The organism is Eubacteriales bacterium mix99 (genome assembly GCA_038396605.1).
Taxonomy (GTDB): Bacteria; Bacillota; Clostridia; order Caldicoprobacterales; family DTU083; genus UBA4874.
Map to the genome: position 1 here is coordinate 2,801,491 of CP121690.1, position 16,430 is coordinate 2,817,920.

Annotated in this window: 16 protein-coding genes and 2 pseudogenes; all 18 read left to right on the forward strand. The window is 60.3% G+C overall.

The window, feature by feature from the left end:
- Nucleotide 1: 1 nt before the first annotated feature.
- The 18 genes and pseudogenes from QBE55_12550 to QBE55_12635 all read left to right on the forward strand — a co-directional run bounded on the left by QBE55_12550 (nucleotide 2) and on the right by QBE55_12635 (nucleotide 16,430).
- Nucleotides 2-1,207 carry a phage major capsid protein gene (locus tag QBE55_12550; GenBank protein ID WZL78331.1) on the forward strand — a complete coding sequence of 402 codons (1,206 nt, stop codon included), beginning with the start codon at nucleotides 2-4 and terminating at the stop codon, nucleotides 1,205-1,207.
- Between the two features lie 69 nt (nucleotides 1,208-1,276).
- Nucleotides 1,277-1,564 carry a head-tail connector protein gene (locus QBE55_12555; GenBank protein WZL78332.1) on the forward strand — a complete coding sequence of 96 codons (288 nt, stop codon included), beginning with the start codon at nucleotides 1,277-1,279 and terminating at the stop codon, nucleotides 1,562-1,564.
- A complete protein-coding gene (locus tag QBE55_12560; GenBank protein WZL78333.1) occupies nucleotides 1,564-1,896 on the forward strand; it encodes a phage head closure protein in 333 nt (110 codons plus the stop codon). Before QBE55_12555 ends, QBE55_12560 begins: the two co-directional genes overlap by 1 nt.
- Complete coding sequence (locus tag QBE55_12565; GenBank protein WZL78334.1) at nucleotides 1,893-2,273, forward strand: HK97 gp10 family phage protein; 381 nt, start codon at nucleotides 1,893-1,895, stop codon at nucleotides 2,271-2,273. The genes QBE55_12560 and QBE55_12565 overlap by 4 nt, the downstream gene beginning before the upstream one ends.
- A 6-nt stretch (nucleotides 2,274-2,279) precedes the next feature.
- Nucleotides 2,280-2,606: a hypothetical protein gene (locus QBE55_12570; GenBank protein ID WZL78335.1), complete on the forward strand. Its 327-nt coding sequence runs from the start codon at nucleotides 2,280-2,282 to the stop codon at nucleotides 2,604-2,606.
- Between the two features lie 5 nt (nucleotides 2,607-2,611).
- Complete coding sequence (locus QBE55_12575) at nucleotides 2,612-3,217, forward strand: phage tail protein (protein ID WZL78336.1); 606 nt, start codon at nucleotides 2,612-2,614, stop codon at nucleotides 3,215-3,217.
- A gap of 11 nt (nucleotides 3,218-3,228) precedes the next feature.
- Nucleotides 3,229-3,606, forward strand: coding sequence for a hypothetical protein (locus QBE55_12580; protein WZL78337.1), 378 nt, complete (start codon nucleotides 3,229-3,231; stop codon nucleotides 3,604-3,606).
- Nucleotides 3,603-3,767, forward strand: coding sequence for a hypothetical protein (locus tag QBE55_12585; protein ID WZL78338.1), 165 nt, complete (start codon nucleotides 3,603-3,605; stop codon nucleotides 3,765-3,767). Before QBE55_12580 ends, QBE55_12585 begins: the two co-directional genes overlap by 4 nt.
- Nucleotides 3,768-3,782: 15 nt before the next feature.
- Nucleotides 3,783-6,500 carry a phage tail tape measure protein gene (locus QBE55_12590; protein ID WZL78339.1) on the forward strand — a complete coding sequence of 906 codons (2,718 nt, stop codon included), beginning with the start codon at nucleotides 3,783-3,785 and terminating at the stop codon, nucleotides 6,498-6,500.
- Nucleotides 6,501-7,181, forward strand: a pseudogene (locus tag QBE55_12595) (phage tail family protein).
- Between the two features lie 21 nt (nucleotides 7,182-7,202).
- Nucleotides 7,203-9,784, forward strand: a pseudogene (locus QBE55_12600) (phage tail protein).
- Nucleotides 9,785-9,797: 13 nt separating this feature from the next.
- Nucleotides 9,798-9,992, forward strand: coding sequence for a hypothetical protein (locus tag QBE55_12605; protein ID WZL78340.1), 195 nt, complete (start codon nucleotides 9,798-9,800; stop codon nucleotides 9,990-9,992).
- Between the two features lie 2 nt (nucleotides 9,993-9,994).
- Nucleotides 9,995-10,576: a hypothetical protein gene (locus tag QBE55_12610; GenBank protein WZL78341.1), complete on the forward strand. Its 582-nt coding sequence runs from the start codon at nucleotides 9,995-9,997 to the stop codon at nucleotides 10,574-10,576.
- 2 nt (nucleotides 10,577-10,578) lie between these two features.
- Complete coding sequence (locus QBE55_12615) at nucleotides 10,579-13,047, forward strand: glycosyl hydrolase family 18 protein (protein ID WZL79943.1); 2,469 nt, start codon at nucleotides 10,579-10,581, stop codon at nucleotides 13,045-13,047.
- Nucleotides 13,048-13,131: 84 nt separating this feature from the next.
- Nucleotides 13,132-13,542 (forward strand): phage holin family protein, encoded by a 411-nt coding sequence (locus tag QBE55_12620; GenBank protein ID WZL78342.1) that lies wholly within the window; start codon nucleotides 13,132-13,134, stop codon nucleotides 13,540-13,542.
- A 1-nt stretch (nucleotide 13,543) separates the two neighbouring features.
- Nucleotides 13,544-14,506: a GH25 family lysozyme gene (locus QBE55_12625; GenBank protein WZL78343.1), complete on the forward strand. Its 963-nt coding sequence runs from the start codon at nucleotides 13,544-13,546 to the stop codon at nucleotides 14,504-14,506.
- 121 nt (nucleotides 14,507-14,627) lie between these two features.
- Nucleotides 14,628-14,840: a hypothetical protein gene (locus QBE55_12630; protein ID WZL78344.1), complete on the forward strand. Its 213-nt coding sequence runs from the start codon at nucleotides 14,628-14,630 to the stop codon at nucleotides 14,838-14,840.
- Nucleotides 14,841-14,870: 30 nt separating this feature from the next.
- Entirely contained in the window at nucleotides 14,871-16,430 is a 1,560-nt protein-coding gene (locus QBE55_12635; protein ID WZL78345.1) for a recombinase family protein, read from the forward strand.

Below are 16,430 nucleotides of genomic sequence, written 5' to 3' on the forward strand. Positions count from 1 at the left end.
AATGACCAAGATCATGGACCTTATGGAAAAAAGAGCCAAGGCGTGGGACGCCGCGAAGAACTTCCTCGACACCCACTCCACGGACGGCGGCAACGTGTCCGCGGAGGACGCCGCCACCTATGACAGGATGGAGAAGGAGGTCACCGACCTCACGCACGACATCGAGCGCCTGCAGCGTCAGGAGCAGATCGACAAGATGCTCTCCCAGCCGACCTCTGCGCCGCTCACCGGGAAACCGGGCGCAAAGGACGAGCCGGACGACAAGCCGGGCATCGCGTCCAAGGCGTACAAGACCGCGTTCTGGGACAGCATCCGCAAGCGCAACTGGTACGACGTCAAGAACGTCCTCGAGGCCGGGACCGACGCGAACGGCGGATACCTCGTCCCGGACGAGTACGAGAGGCAGCTTGTGCAGGCGCTGACCGACGAGAACTTCTTCCGCTCCCTCGCCCATGTCATCCAGACCGACAGTGGGACGCACACCATCCCAATCGTCGCATCCCACGGGACGGCGAGCTGGATGGAGGAGAACGGCCTGTACCCGGAATCCGACGAGACCTTCGACCAGATCACGCTCTCCGCGTACAAGCTCGGCACCGCCATCAAGGTGTCCGAGGAGCTGATGAACGACTCCGTCTTCGACCTCGAGAGCTACATCTCCACCGAGTTCGCACGGCGCATCGGTGCCGCCGAGGAGGAGGCGTTCCTCGTCGGCGACGGCCAGAAGAAGCCTGAGGGCGTCTTCACCAAGGTCAAGGCGACCGATGGCGCGACCACGGAGATCGCGAACACGAACCTCACCTTCGACCAGATCATGGACGTGTTCCACTCCCTGAGAAGCGTGTACCGCAACCGCGCGGTCTGGATCCTGAACGACTCCACCGTCAAGGCGCTGCGCAAGATCAAGGACGGCAACGGGAACTACATCTGGCAGCCGAGCGTGGTCGCAGGCCAGCCGGACACCATCCTCAACCGCCCGTACAGGACGAGCATCTACGCGCCGGAACTGGCGGCCGGGAACGTGCCGATCCTGTTCGGCGACTTCTCCTACTACTGGATCGCCGACCGCCAGGGACGCTCCTTCAAGCGCCTGTCCGAACTGTACGCGGCGAACGGGCAGATCGGCTTCCTCGCCTCCGAAAGGGTCGACGGCAAGCTCATCCTGCCTGAAGCCGTGCGCGGCCTTTCCGTCAAGGCATCCGCCTGATCCGCGCATTGAACACACGGGCATCCCCGGTTCTCCCGGAGATGCCCTTCCCCTTTATGGAGGTGCCTTATGGAAGTGACGCTTGACGAAGCGAAAACCTATCTCAGGGTCAGTTCCTCCGACGAGGACGAGCTGATCAAGAGCCTCATCGCGACCGCGACGGAGATGGTGCAGGACATCGCCCGTTTCTCCGACGAGGAACAGGAGGCGAGCGAGGAAAGGATCCTCATCCGCATGCGCATCGCCATCCTCTACACCGTGGCGTACCTCTACGAGCACCGGGAGGAGGCGGACCACAGCCAGCTGAACCTCACGCTCCGCGCGCTGCTCTTCGGCGTCAGGAAGGAGGGCTTCTGATGAACATCGCCGCGCTCCGCGTCCCCGTGACCTTCCAGAAGAACGCGGTCACGGTCGACAAGTACGGGAACCACATCTCGGCATGGACGGACTACTTCACGTGCCATGCCACCATCGGCACGCAGACCGGCACCGAGTCGAGCGGCGAGATCATCAGCCCCGAGGAGTCCCTCGACTTCACCTGCCGCTGGTGCTCCGAGCTCGCCGTGGTCGAATCCACGAAATACCGGATCCTCGCGGAAGGCAAGACCTACAACATCACCTACGTGAACCCGATGGGATACAAACGCAACTCGATCAAATTCAACTGCAGGCTGGAGAAAGGCACATGAGCAGGAACACGTCGATCGACGACATGGACTCCGCCATCATGACGGAGCTTGAGAAATACGCGGACCTCGCGGCGGACGACCTGAAGGACGCCGTGAAGGAAACGGCGAAATCCGTCCGCAAGGACATCCAAGACAACGCCCCGGTGGACACGGGGAAATACAAGAAATCCTGGTCCGTGAAGAACGTCCACGAGGACTCCGAATCCATCGACCTCGTCGTGCACTCGAGGAACCGCTACCAGATCGCCCACCTGCTCGAACACGGGCACGCCAAGCGCGGCGGCGGAAGGGTCGCCGCACGGCCCCACATCGCAAGCGCCGAGCAGCGCGGCAGCGAGAAGCTCGTCGAGGCCATCGAAAGCAAGCTGAAAGGATGACATCCCATGACATTCGAGGAAACGAAATCGATGATCGAGGAGACCGGGCTCCCCGTCGCCTACGACCACTTCGCGGAAGGCGAGTCCCCGGACCCGCCCTTCATCTGCTTCCTTTTCCCAGGAAGCGACAACCTGTTTGCGGACAACACGGTCTTCCAGAAGATCGACGAACTCAATGTCGAGCTCTACACGGACAGGAAGGACCCCGATATGGAAACCCGGATCGAGGACATCCTCAACTCGCATGAGCTCCCCTTCGAAAAATCGGAGGTGTGGATCGTGGAGGAACGGATGTACGAGGTCCTGTACCAGACACAGATCATAGGAGGTTAACAGATATGGCTAACAAGAAAAACAAGGTCAAGTTCGGCCTCAAGAACTGCCACTACGCGATCGCGACGCTCGCCGAGGACGGCACGGTCACGTTCGGCACACCCGTCGCCATGCCCGGCGCGGTATCGCTCTCCCTTGACGCGGAGGGCGACAATGACCCGTTCTACGCGGATGACTCCGTGTATTACATGGTCTCGAACAACAACGGATACTCCGGCGACTTCGAGCTTGCCCTCATCCCGGAGAGCTTCCTCACGGACGTGATGCACGAGACGGAGGACGCAAACGGTGTCATCGCCGAGAACAAGGACGTGGAGCCGGAGCATTTCGCGCTCCTTTTCGAGTTCTCCGGCGACCAGCGGAAGATCCGCCACTGCATGTACTACTGCTCGGCGATCCGCCCGTCTGTGTCCAGCTCCACGAAGGAGGACTCCACGGAGGTGCAGACGGAGACCCTCTCCCTCACCGTGTCCCCGCTTCCGTCCGGGCTCGTGAAGGTCAAGACCGGCACGAACACCACCGACGCCGTGTACAACGCATGGTACGACAAGGTCTACGAGCCTTCGGCAAGTGCAACGGCACCCTCGTCCACGAGTGGCGCAAGCGAGTGAGGTGAACGGTTATGGCAGTGACAAAGACCATCGGCCTTGACGGCAGACAGGTGACGTTCCGCGCGTCCGCCGCGATCCCGAGGCTCTACAGGAACAAGTTCCACCGGGACATCTACCGTGACCTGAACGAACTGCAGCAAGGCATCGACGAAAACGACGCCGAGAACTCCGGCCTCGACACGTTCAGTCTCGAACTGTTCGAGAACATCGCGTGGCTCATGGCTAAGCACGCGGACAAGACCGTGCCGGACACCCCGGAGGAATGGCTGGACGAATTTAATACATTCTCGATCTACGAGATTCTCCCGCAGATCATCGAGCTGTGGGGACTCAATACCGAGCAGCAGGTGGCCGTTAAAAAAAACAGCATGCGACAGAGCGGGAAATGACGACCCCGCTCTTCCTGCTCCGCTGCGTGCAGATCGGGCTTTCCATCTCGGAACTCGACCTTCTGACGATCGGAACCGTCAACGACATGTATGCCGAGATGAGCAACGACGACCATGACTATGCCGAGATCGCAACGCAGGAGCAGATGGACAGATTCTAAGGAAGGAGGCAGCGTATGGCTGACAGAATCAAAGGCATCACAGTCGAGATCGGCGGCGATACGACCGGCCTCTCGAAGGCGCTGTCCGGCGTCAACAAGGAAATCCGAAGCACCCAGTCGCAGCTCAAGGACGTGAACAAGCTCCTCAAGCTCGACCCGACCAACTCCGAGCTCATCGCCCAGAAGCAGAAACTCCTCTCACAGGCGGTGATGGAGACCACGGACAAGCTCACACAGCTCAAGTCCGTGCAGGACCAGATGGACGAGGGCCTCAAGAACGGCAGCGTCACACAGGAGCAGTACGACGCTTGGCAGCGTGAGATCATCGCGACCGAACAGGAACTCAAGAACCTCGAAAAGGAAGCGAAGAACACCGACTCCTCCATCTCCGCCACCCTGAAGGAGACCGGCTCCACGATGCAGGAGGTCGGAGGCAGGATCAGCGGAGTCGGAGAATCCCTCTCCAAGGGTGTGACCGCGCCCATCGCCGCCATAGGAGCCGCCTCCCTTGCCGCGTTCAGCGAGGTGGATTCCGGCCTTGATATCGTGACGCAGAAGACCGGCGCGTCCGGACAGGCGCTCGAAGAGATGCAGCAGAGCGTCAAGAACCTCGCGACGCGGATCCCTACGGACTTTGAAACTGCGGGCGCCGCCGTCGGCGAGGTCAACACGAGGTTCGGGCTGACCGGGCAGGCGCTGGAGGATCTGTCCGGCAAGTTCATCAAGTTCGCGCAGCTCAACGACACGGACGTGTCCACCTCCGTCGACAACGTCTCCTCCGTCCTGAACGCCTTCGGGCAGTCCACGGACGACGCGGGCGATCTCCTTGACGCGCTCAACGCCACCGGGCAGGCGACCGGGATCTCCATGGACACGCTGGCGAACGACCTGTCCCAGAACGCCGCGCAGTTCAAGGAGATGGGCCTTACCGCCCAGCAGGCCGCAGGATTCATGGGCATGGTCGAGATGTCCGGCCTTGACACTTCCACCGCGATGGCCGGTCTCAAGAAGGCCATGAAGAACGCTGCGGACGACGGCATGGCCCTCGACGACGCGCTCAAGGGCTTCTCCGACACGATGAGCTCCAACAAATCGGACACCGAGAAGCTGCAGGCAGCCTACGACCTGTTCGGAAGCAAGGCAGGCGCGGCCTTCTACAACGCCGTGCAAAGCGGGAAACTCAACCTCGGCGACCTGTCCGGCACGCTCGGAGACTTCTCCGGCAGCGTGGAGAACACCTTCAGCGAGACGCTAGACCCGATCGACCAGTTCCAGATGACCCTGAACTCCCTGAAGGAAGTCGGGGCCGACATCGGGAACAGCCTCGCGACCGTCCTCCAGCCCGTCCTGCAGGACATATCCGCCGCGCTCCAGAAGTTCGCGGACGTCTGGAAGTCCATCCCCGGGCCCGTGCAGGAGACCATCGTGAAGATCGCCCTCGTCGCCGCAGCCGTAGGACCCGTGCTCATCGTCATCGGAAAACTGATCACATCGGTGGGGACGATCCTCACCGTCATCCCGAAGGTCACGACGGCGATCACCGCGATGAAAACCGTCATGACGGGACTCAACGCGACCATGGCCGCGAACCCGATCGGACTTATCATCACAGCCATCGGTCTTCTCGTCGCCGCGTTCCTCTACCTGTGGAATAACTGCGAGAGCTTCCGGGACTTCTGGACCGGCCTCTGGGACAACATCAAGCAGATCGCTGTCACGGTGTTCACCGCGATCAGGGACTTCTTCACGACGATCTGGACGGCGATCGCGGGCGTTTTCACCACCGCCGTGAACGGAACCAGCACATTCCTCTCCGGTGCGTGGAACGGCATCAGGACCGTCGTCGAAACCGTCATGAACGATATCAGCACCGTGATCCAGACCATCTGGAACGGCATCACGTCGTTCTCCACGACCATCTTCACGGTGATCCAGACCGTGGTGACGACCTACTTCAACATCTACAAGACCGTCATCACCACCGTTCTCACCGCCATCCAGACCGTGGTCAGCACCATCTGGAACGCGATCAAAACCGTGATCACCACCGTCGTGACAGCGATCGGCACAGCCGTCTCCACCGCATGGAACGCCATACAAACCACGACCAGCACGATATTCAACGGCGTGAAATCCGTCGTGACGTCGATCTGGAACGGAATCAAGTCTGCTGTGATGACGGTCGTGAACGCCATGAAGAGCGGCATCACCGGCGCGTTCAACGCGATCAAGAGCACGATCTCCGGAATCCTGAACGGCATCAGGGGGACGTTCTCCTCTGTGTTCAACGGCATCTGGAGCTTCGTTTCCGGGATCGTCGGGAAACTCAAGAGCGTCTTCAACTTCAAATGGAGCCTGCCGAAGATCAAGCTCCCGCACTTCTCCATAACCGGCAGCTTCAGCCTGAACCCGCCGAGCATCCCGCACTTCTCCGTCTCCTGGTACAAGAAGGCGATGGAAGGCGGCATGATCCTGAAGGACGCGACGATCTTCGGACAGTCGAATGGCACGCTCCTTGGCGGAGGCGAGGCCGGGGACGAAGCCGTCGTCGGCACAGGCTCGCTTCGCTCCATGATCCGCGACGCCGTAAGCGACGTCTCCGCCGGAAACAACGGCCCGCTCATCAACATCGAGACGATGAGCGTCAGGAACGACGACGACATACGCAGAATCTCCCAGCAGCTCAACACGCTGCTCGTGGGAAGCCGCCGCGCGAAAGGAACGGTGATCTAAATGGGATTCAGATTCAACGGACGGACATCCCAGAGCTTCGGCCTCGCCACACGGCAGCCGAAGGAAAACAGGATGCCGGACTTCACCAACAACACGGTCACCGTCCCGGGACGCGAGGGCGTGTTCGACTTCGGCGAGACCATCGGCGAACGCAAGATCGAGATCTCCTGCTTCATCCCGCCGGGGAAAACGGACGAGGAGTTCCTCGCCCGGAAGGACGAGATCATCGCATGGCTGAACCCGGACAACGGCCTCAAGGACCTCATCCTCGACAAGGAGCCCGGACGCGTGTACCGGGCGAGGCTCGAAGGCGGCTTCTCCTTCGACAAGGCCGTGCGGAACTCCTGCACCTTCGACCTCACGTTCCTGTGCCCAGACCCGTACGCCTACACCGAAGCGGACGAGACCTACGAGTTCACCGAGCCCGGCACCTTCACGGTGAGCCGGAACCTCGGGAACGCGGACTCCCTCCCGGTCTACTCCCTCACGGCGGAGCTCACGAAGGAAACGAAAGCCGTCATCACCACCAACGGCAACGCGCTCGAAATAAGCGGAAAACTCGCGAAGGACGAGATCCTCGTGATCGACTCCTCGCTCATGACGGCAAAGGTCACAGACCAGGATGGCAACACGCTCCGAAACGGCCTGCCGCTCGTCAACAGCCCGGACTTCCCTGAGCTAAAGGCCGGGGAGAACACGCTCGTGATCGACGCGGACAGCAGCACGACAAAGGCCGTGAAGAAGCTCAGCACGCAGGACGCGTTCACCGGGCAGGTGCCATCCTTATGGGGAACGGACGGCCTGTGGCGGTTCAACGAATCCGAACCGGACTCATCCACGAGCCTCACGGACTCATCCGGCAAGGGGCGCAACGCCGTGATCAGCGGCTGGAGCGGGACGACCGCAAGCCTCCCGACCGGGCACCTCGGACGGTCCTTCCGTATGAACATCAACGACCCGCCGACCGAGAAGACCTACCTCAAGGTGACGAACGACGGCACGATCTTCCAGACGTTCGGCGAGACGATCGCCGTCGGCGGATGGTTCATGCCGACCACCTACTCGGTCGGGAACACGTTCTGCCCGCTTCTCAACACGCGCTACGGCCCGGGCCAGCCGATCCTCTACCTGTCGCTCCTGTCCGGGAAACCGAGGATCATGCTCTACGATTCGACCGGCACGCTGATCCTCGACAAATCCGTGACGCCGTCCTTCACGCTGGAGAACGCCGCCTGGTATTTCATCGCCTGCCTCATCAAGCCGGTTGCCAAGACCGCACAGTACATCCTCGGCAGCCGGAGCATCGGCGCGGTCTGGGAATCCGACGTCCTCGGCTTCACCGGGACGCTCAACGCGACCTGCACGGCGGACCTCGTCTGGGGCATGCACGCCGACTCCTACTGGTACGCGGGGAACTTCGACGACTGGTTCCTCGACTGCGACTCCGACCTCACCGCGGACGACATCTCCCTGTGGTTCAGGGAATCCCTGTCCGCGAACGCCGCCGACTCCGACGCCATCGTGGACGGGCTCACGACGGAAGACGCCGTGACCCTGAAAGCCACGAGCGGCGCGTACCCATCGTCCGGGACGCTCACCACGGCGGCCGTCACCTACGGGATCGAAGGCACCTGCCTTGTCTCCGTGGACGCGGACCTGCCGGACGGGACCGGGATCGGCGTCGAGGCCTCGACATCGGACGACCTCATGGCGTGGAGCGACTGGGCGGCGACCGGGGATGACGGAAGCGTCAAGTCCGCGGCGGGACAGTACATCCGCTTCCGGCTCACGCTCACGGCGACCGACACATCCACGACGCCGACCCTCAGAAGCATCAGCCTCTCCGTGCCCGGGGAATCGGCGTTCAGGAAACTCGTCATCAACGCGCACAGCAGATGGAGGTGACAGGAATGCCAGACCAGACAAGCCTCGTCGTCATGGACAAGGACGACAACCCGGAGGCCGTGCTCGAAAACGCCTACGACATCATCGCCACCGGCGAGATCAACGGCATCGACACGCTCGAATTCAACCTCCCGTTCCGCGACGGCAAACGGCGGCATCTCGAAAACGAAAAACAGATCTCCGTCGGCGGCGACACCTACCGCATCCGCACGATCACGGACGAGAAGAACGAGCAGGGCACCGCCATCACCTCCGTGTACGCCGAGGCCGCGTTCTACGACCTCGGGTTCTCCGTCAAGAAAACGGAACAGACCTTCAACGCGGACACGGCGGACGTCCCGATGGCCTACGCGCTGCAGGACACCGGCTGGGCGCTCGGGACCGTCAACATCCGCACGAAGCGCACCTGGACATCCACGGAGAAAAACGCCCTCGCGATCCTCCGGAAGGTGCAGGACCTCCACGGAGGCGACCTCATCTTCGACAACAAAAACAGGACCGTGAGCCTTCTGACCTTCAGCGGCACGGACTCCGGCGCGCTCTTCTGCTACAGGAAGAACATGAAGTCCATCAAGCGCGTCATCGACACGCAGAGCCTCATCACACGGCTCTACGCCTACGGCAAGGACGGCATGACCTTCGCGTCCATCAACGACGGCAAGGAGTACGTCGAGGACACCACGTACACGGACGAGATCCGCATATCCACGCTCGACTGCTCGAACTTCACGAACCCATACCAGATGCTGGAGTACGCCAACATGCGCCTCGCCGACTACGCAAGCCCGCGCATCTCCTACGTCCTGAACGCGATGGACCTCTCCGTCCTCACCGGCTACGGGCACGAGACATGGAAGCTCGGCGACATCGTGACCGTGAAGGACGACGAGCTGGACCTTTCCATCAAGACAAGGATCGTGCGCCGCGTATACAACCTCCGCGAACCGTGGAACGCCGTCCTCGAACTGTCGACCACCCTCCGGGAGCTCGGCGACTCCTCCTCACAGTGGGATGCCGCCGCCGACACGCTGGCCGGTGCGAACCTCGTCGACAGCCAGGAGATGAAGGACCTTGTCCCGTTCAACCATCTGAGAAACTCAAGAGCCGACTCAGGATTTTCTTACTGGGAGAATTCCGGATTCGAGGTGGATACGGAAAACGGCGTCTCCGGAACCGCATCCTTCAAATGCGAAGGAGCCCTCGTCACCACGAAAAGCCTGACGCAGACCGTGACCCCGGCAAACCGGGACAGCTACACCTTCTCCTGCCAGATCGCGTCGGACGACCTTACGATGGGCGACGATGGGCAGGTCGGCGTGGAGGTCACCTTTGAATACGAGGACGGGACGACGGAGACACGGTTCATCGACCTGATGTAAAGGAGGAACCCATATGGCTTCGTTTTCACATGTGGCGCAGGCGGTCTCCCCGCAGAACGGACGCGTCAGCAAGATGCGGATCCGCATCTGCGTGACCGACTGCACCGGAACCATTCACATCACGGACATGCTCCTTCAGGGCGGCTCCATCGCGACCGGCTGGGTCGGGCACGTCAGTGAGATCAAATGGACTGAGGACGGTGAGTGATCATGCCGGTATTCACAAGGTTCACGGAAACCATCAGGAAAAAGGAAAAGAAACGCATCGTCAGCGTAACCCTGAAACCGCAGGTGAAGGACTGCACGGGAACGGTCTGGTTCACGGACCTCATGCTGCAGGAAGGAGACCGCCTCTCCGGATACGCCATCAACACCGAAACGCTCCAGAAGGCATACGCGACCGGGGACGAATACGCGGTCTCCGGGAAACGTTTCCACAACGGCATCGTCCGCGGAAGCGTGACCTGCGTCATCTTCAACCTCGGCAAGACCACCGCCGGGCTCGACTGGAAGATTGCGCCCAATCAAAACATGAAGGCCGGAAGCATCTCCTTCGCACTCGGGGCGGGCGCGCACAAGGCTACCTTCACCCATGCCGCCAGCGCAGGTGACGAACTGTCCCTGCTCGCGTCGACAAGGGAGTGCCTGAAAAACGGCTCGCCCACCCCGAAGGACGGGTTCTTCCAGTATTCCGCCGCCGGGGACAGCAAGCACCCTGTGACGGTCGGGGACAAGAAGTCGGCGCGGCTCTACGTGGAGTTCCGGGAAATGGAGGACGGTGATCTGATATGAGTCTGGATATTCTCAAAGGCCGCAAATGCATGGTCTGGACGTTCATGGGAAACGCGAGGATGTACACCGCCCTCAAAAAATACGGGGATCGCCTGTCACAGGTCGGTCTCTTCTCCTTCAAGGTGGACGCCAGCGGGACGATCACGGAATCCGGCGTGGCTATCAGCGGCATGCTCGCCTACGTGAACAAGTACCCGCACATCACATGGCTCCTGACCGTCCGGAACGACGGAACATCCAGCGTGTTCACCGCACTCCGGGAAAACACGGACGGCGCGCAGGATACGTTCCTGACGGAAATAGTGCGAATCATGGAGAAATACCCGTGGTGCGCGGGCGTCGACATCGACCTCGAGCGGGGCGGCGACTACTCTACGCACACCAAGTCCACTGCCCTGTTCCGGAACATCTGGAACACTGTCAAAGCCTATGACAGCACGAAGAAGGTCAACATCTGCCTTCCCGGCATGAACTCGGTGAACGGATCGGTCGGCGGCGAGAACTGGTGCGTCTACGCGGATCTGGACCCGTACTGCGACACGGCGGCCATCATGAGCTACGGCATGGCGTGGGCAGGCTCCGCTCCCGGCCCCGTGTCCCCGAAGGACTGGCTGGACGGAATCTACGACTACGCCTCCCGCGTCATGACACCGGCCAAAGTGTTCATGGGGCTTCCCGCCTACGGATGGAACTGGCAGATCTACGACACGCCGGAGAACCTCGGCGAAACCTACCGGGGCGTCTCCAACACCTACTATGCGGCGAAGAACTGGATGACCGGCAAGTACAACTTCACGGACGACAATGCCCCTCAGCCATTCATCCCGATCCTCGCGTACTGGGACGACTACAACAAGGTGCCCTACGCCTTCCCGCAGGTCTACGACTTCATGGAAGGCCGCGACGCCGCAACCTATGAGTACCCGCAGCTGAACGGCACCTACAACCGGCATCATTACCTGACCGCTTACAGCAAGCAGCAGAAAGCCACGTTCGGCACGATCTATGTGGACCACGACGGGACACCGGACAGCTACTCCGGCATCGTATCCAGCGAAAACGGCATCGCCGTCATGGGCGACGACGGGAGCGCGACCTACCGCTTCACCATCCCGTCCTCCGGCACCTACGACATTGCCGTAAACCTCTGCTATCCCTTCTGGGACAAGAACGGCATCTACGTGTCAATTGACGGATCGCAGAGTCATTTCACGGAGTCCCGTCTGTGGTGGCCGTACTGGAGAAGCACCTTCTGGGCGAGCCTCGCGGACGGGATGACGCTTTCCGCCGGGCCGCACACCATCACGGTGTCGGTTGACGTGAAGGGCGTGCAGTTCTACGGGTTCCGCGTCTGCTCGACGTTTTCCGAAGCGCCGTCCGCGGGCTCCGCATCCTTCACGCTCTCTCCCCGGAAGTTCATCGACGTGGACGGGAACGAATGCCAGCCGGACAAGGGCTTCAAGCTCACGACCGAGGCGCTCCGCAGGAAACCCGACTCCGCGCTCATCTGGTACGCGGACTTCGAGGACTACGGCATGCTCGACACCGGCTACTGGCAGACACTGTCCGGCTCGTGGAAGATCTGGCGGGAGGACGAATACTCCGAGGAACGCGTCTACTCGCAGCTTGACGGAAGCGGTAAATTCGCATGGAACTACGACGGCTTTCGCGACATCCACCTGCGGGCGCGTCTCGCGTTCCCCTCCGGAAGCACCGGGCGCGCCGGCGTCTTCTGCGGGAGTTTGTTCTGCTGCCTGAACCACGATACGCAGGCCCTGGAGCTCTGGAACGGGAGCACAAAACTCGGAAGCTACAGCCAGAGCATCAGCCAGACAAGAACAACCGACCTTCGGGCCGATCCCACGATGTACACCATCGAGATGCGGATCCGGGGAAGCACGGTGCGCGTCTATTCCGGCGCGTCCTACACGCTCCGCTTCACCGCGAGCGTCAGTGGATTCACCGGCGGCGAGGCGGGATACCAGAGCTACAACCGGACCGTGTGCGAGCTTCTCCGCATGGGCGATGCATGGACCTACGAGCCATACGAGCGCTTTGATGTCACGTTCCCTGACGGCACCGTCACGCAGTACGGCAGGATCAGCCGCACGGACTGCACATGGGACGATGAGTTCCAGGTGTTCACGCTGACCTCCGACGTGGAGGAGCCCGACACGAGAAGCGAATCCATCTCGATGGACTACGAGTTCTACCATTCGGCGCAGCTCAGCCTCGAATGCGGAAACGACTACACGGTTACCATCACGCCGCTGGACATCAACATCTGGCTGTCGCGCCTGTTCCTCGGAGACGCGGACGGGTTTTCGATCCTCTACTACCAGGACGTGGACTCGCTCGTCTACTGGGCGAATCAGGCGGCCTACCGATGGGGACTTCGCGGGATCGCGATCTGGTCCCTCGGACAGGAGGATCTCAGGCTCTGGGAGGCGCTCCCAAGGCAAACCGGATAACAGAACACGTATACCTGCGCACATGGCTGCCCGCGATCACGCGGACGGCCTTTATTTATGCCAATTTTCAAAGGAGGTCTACACATGAAGGAATTCTGGTCAATCATCCAGCTCATCTTCGCTGGAGTCGGCGGATGGCTCGGCTACTTTCTCGGAGGCTGCGACGGTCTCCTGGTCGCTCTGATCATCTTCGCGGCCTGCGACTACATCACCGGCGTCCTGTGCGCCATCTCCGACAGGAAGCTCTCGAGCGCGGTCGGATTCAAAGGGATCTGCCGCAAGATGCTGATCTTCATTCTGGTCGGCATCGCCAACATCCTCGACATCCATGTGCTCGGCCACGACGGCGTCCTGAGGACGGCGATCATCTTCTTCTACATCTCGAACGAGGGGCTATCCCTCACCGAGAATGCCGCTCACCTCGGTCTCCCGGTGCCGGAGAAGCTCAAGAACGTACTGGAACAACTGCATGACAGAAACAAGGAGGAACAGTGACATGGCCATCACAGGAATTGACGTAAGCCACTGGCAGGGGAACATCGACTGGAGCAAGGTAAAAGCCGCCGGAATCCAGTTTGCCATCATCAAGTCCGGAGGCTCGGATGACGGCTTCTACACAGACAGCAAGTGGGAAGCCAATTACAAGGGCGCGAAAGCGAACGGCATCGCGGTCGGAGCCTACTACTTCGTCGGACCGAAATGCGTGAACGCCGCAGCCGGGAAAGCGGACGCCGAAAGGTTCATCCAGCTCCTCAAAGGCAAGCAGCTCGAATACCCGGTCTTCATGGACAACGAGGCACAGCCCGCCTCCGCAAAAGCCGGGATCACGGAGGCGACGATCGCCTTCTGCGAGACGATGGAAGCCGCCGGATACTTCGTCGGGATCTACGGCTCCACGGATTCCGGATTCCACGAGAGGATGGACGACTCCAGGCTCACCGCATACACCCACTGGGTCGCGCAGTACGCTTCGAAATGCACCTACTCCGGATCCTACGGCATCTGGCAGCATTCCTCCTCGGGACAAGTAAACGGAATCAGCGGAAACGTCGACATGGACCTGTCCTACGTGGACTACCCGTCCGCAATCAAGAACGGTGGCTTCAACGGATACGCGAAAGGCACGGCAACCGGCAGCACCCCGGCAGCGCCCACGAAGAAGCCCGTGGACGAGATCGCCTCCGAGGTGATCGCCGGGAAATGGGGAAACGGCGACGACCGCAGGAACAGGCTCACCACCGCCGGATACAACTACAGCGCCGTGCAGTCGAAGGTCAACGAGAAGCTCGGAGCAACGGCAAAACAATCCGCCGTCTATTACACGGTGAAACGCGGCGACACGCTCTCGGCCATCGCAAGCAAGTACGGCACGAGCGTCTACGCGATCCAGAAGCTCAACAGCTCACTTATCAAGAACGTGAACCTCATCCAGGTCGGCTGGAGGATCCGCGTGAAATAACCACATCACCTTCTCTGGCCCACTGGCTTTCCTTTATCCGGGATTGCCGGTGGGTCTTTTTTATTTCTGCTTCGTCAAAACGGGCCTCCAGCCTCCAGTGGAAAGCAGGAGGCGAAACATCATGACGGAGGAAAACAACTACTACACGGATGAGCGCATCCGCAGCGATCTCGACTACCAACGGGCGCAGAGGACTGCCAGATGCATGCTTGATACAGGCCTTATTTCGGATGAGGAATTCAACAAATTATGCGACATCAACCGCAAAGCATTCTCACCCCTGTTTGCGGAAATATATCCGAAAACTGCTTGCTATGTGTCCGAAAAAGAGTGATGGATAGACACGAACAAGGAGGCAGGCCAATTGAAGAAAATCACAAGAATCGAACAGGCAAGCAAGGGAAAAACAGAGTCAAAGAAGCTGCGTGTTGCCGCCTACTGCCGCGTCTCCACGGACTCGGACGAGCAGCTCGAAAGTCTTGAAACACAGAAGACACACTATGAAAGCTACATCACATCCCGCGACGACTGGCAGTTCGCCGGGATCTACTACGACGAGGGCATCAGCGGCACCGGCAAATCCCGGCGTCCGGAGCTTGAACGGCTCATGCAGGACTGCAAGGCCGGGAAGATCGACATGGTCATCACCAAGAGCATCAGCCGATTTTCACGCAACACCACCGACTGTCTTGAACTCGTCAGAAAGCTCCTCGCGCAGAATATCCCCATCTGGTTCGAAAAAGAAAACATCAACACCGGTGCGATGGAGAGCGAACTGTTCCTCTCCATCCTCTCCAGCATGGCAGCGGACGAATCCCTTTCCATCAGTCTGAACAGCAAATGGAGCATCAAGAAACGGTTTGAGAACGGTACGTTCAAGATAAGCTACCCACCATACGGGTACGACTGGGACGGCGAGACGATGGCCATCAATCCAGAGCAGGCACAGATTGTCCGCCGCATCTTCTCCGAGACGCTTGCCGGGAAGGGAACCGCAGCCATTGCCACTGAACTTAACCGGGAGCAGATCCCGACAAAGCGCGGCGGAAACTGGAGCCCATCCGGCATCCGCGGGATGATCGCAAACGAGAAATACTGCGGCGACTGCCTTTACCAGAAGACGTGGTCGGATTCAGCCTACAAGCGGCACCTGAACCACGGCGAAAAGACACAATACCTGCAGCAGAATCATCACGAGCCCATCGTCAGCCGCGAGGACTGGGAAGCCGCGCAGAAGCTCATCTCCCAGCGGGCCGATGAGAAGAACATCAGCAAGGGCGATGAAAAGTACCAGAACCGCTACGCATTCTCCGGCAGAATCATCTGCGGCGAGTGCGGCGCAACGTTCAAGCGGCGCATCAACTACACAACGGACGGAAGCTACGCCGCATGGAGCTGCAAAACGCATCTCGCCGAAAAAAGCAAATGCTCCATGCTCTTCATCCGGGACAATGACCTCAAGCTCGCATTCGGGGCCATGATGAACAAACTCATCTTCGCGCACCGGCTGATCCTCAAACCCTACGCGGAAAGCCTGAAGAGGAGCTCGACGAGCCAGACACTCAGCCGCATACAGCATCTTGAAACCGGCCTCGCAGAAAACGCTGACAAGCGCAAGACGCTCACGAAGCTCATGGCGCAGGGATTCATCGACCAGGTGATCTACAGCCAGCAAACCGCCGAGCTTCTCTCGCAGGCCGACGACATTAGAAAACAGATAGACGCCCTGAAGAACACGACAAGCAATGAAGCCACAGCTCAGATGCAGGCGGAGGATCTGCTGCGCTTCACCGGGAAGAGCCCGATGCTGGAAGCCTTCGACGACCAGCTTTTTACACGGTTCGTTGAGCGTATCGTCATCCGCTCACGGCACGAGGCAGTATTCCATCTCAAATGCGGGCTCACGCTCACGGAAAGGATGTGA

Coding starts and splice junctions, on each gene's coding strand:
- QBE55_12550 (WZL78331.1), top strand. CDS start 2: ATGACCAAGATCATGGACCTTATGGAAAAAAGAGCCAAGGCGTGGGAC.
- QBE55_12555 (WZL78332.1), top strand. CDS start 1,277: ATGGAAGTGACGCTTGACGAAGCGAAAACCTATCTCAGGGTCAGTTCC.
- QBE55_12560 (WZL78333.1), top strand. CDS start 1,564: ATGAACATCGCCGCGCTCCGCGTCCCCGTGACCTTCCAGAAGAACGCG.
- QBE55_12565 (WZL78334.1), top strand. CDS start 1,893: ATGAGCAGGAACACGTCGATCGACGACATGGACTCCGCCATCATGACG.
- QBE55_12570 (WZL78335.1), top strand. CDS start 2,280: ATGACATTCGAGGAAACGAAATCGATGATCGAGGAGACCGGGCTCCCC.
- QBE55_12575 (WZL78336.1), top strand. CDS start 2,612: ATGGCTAACAAGAAAAACAAGGTCAAGTTCGGCCTCAAGAACTGCCAC.
- QBE55_12580 (WZL78337.1), top strand. CDS start 3,229: ATGGCAGTGACAAAGACCATCGGCCTTGACGGCAGACAGGTGACGTTC.
- QBE55_12585 (WZL78338.1), top strand. CDS start 3,603: ATGACGACCCCGCTCTTCCTGCTCCGCTGCGTGCAGATCGGGCTTTCC.
- QBE55_12590 (WZL78339.1), top strand. CDS start 3,783: ATGGCTGACAGAATCAAAGGCATCACAGTCGAGATCGGCGGCGATACG.
- QBE55_12605 (WZL78340.1), top strand. CDS start 9,798: ATGGCTTCGTTTTCACATGTGGCGCAGGCGGTCTCCCCGCAGAACGGA.
- QBE55_12610 (WZL78341.1), top strand. CDS start 9,995: ATGCCGGTATTCACAAGGTTCACGGAAACCATCAGGAAAAAGGAAAAG.
- QBE55_12620 (WZL78342.1), top strand. CDS start 13,132: ATGAAGGAATTCTGGTCAATCATCCAGCTCATCTTCGCTGGAGTCGGC.
- QBE55_12625 (WZL78343.1), top strand. CDS start 13,544: ATGGCCATCACAGGAATTGACGTAAGCCACTGGCAGGGGAACATCGAC.
- QBE55_12630 (WZL78344.1), top strand. CDS start 14,628: ATGACGGAGGAAAACAACTACTACACGGATGAGCGCATCCGCAGCGAT.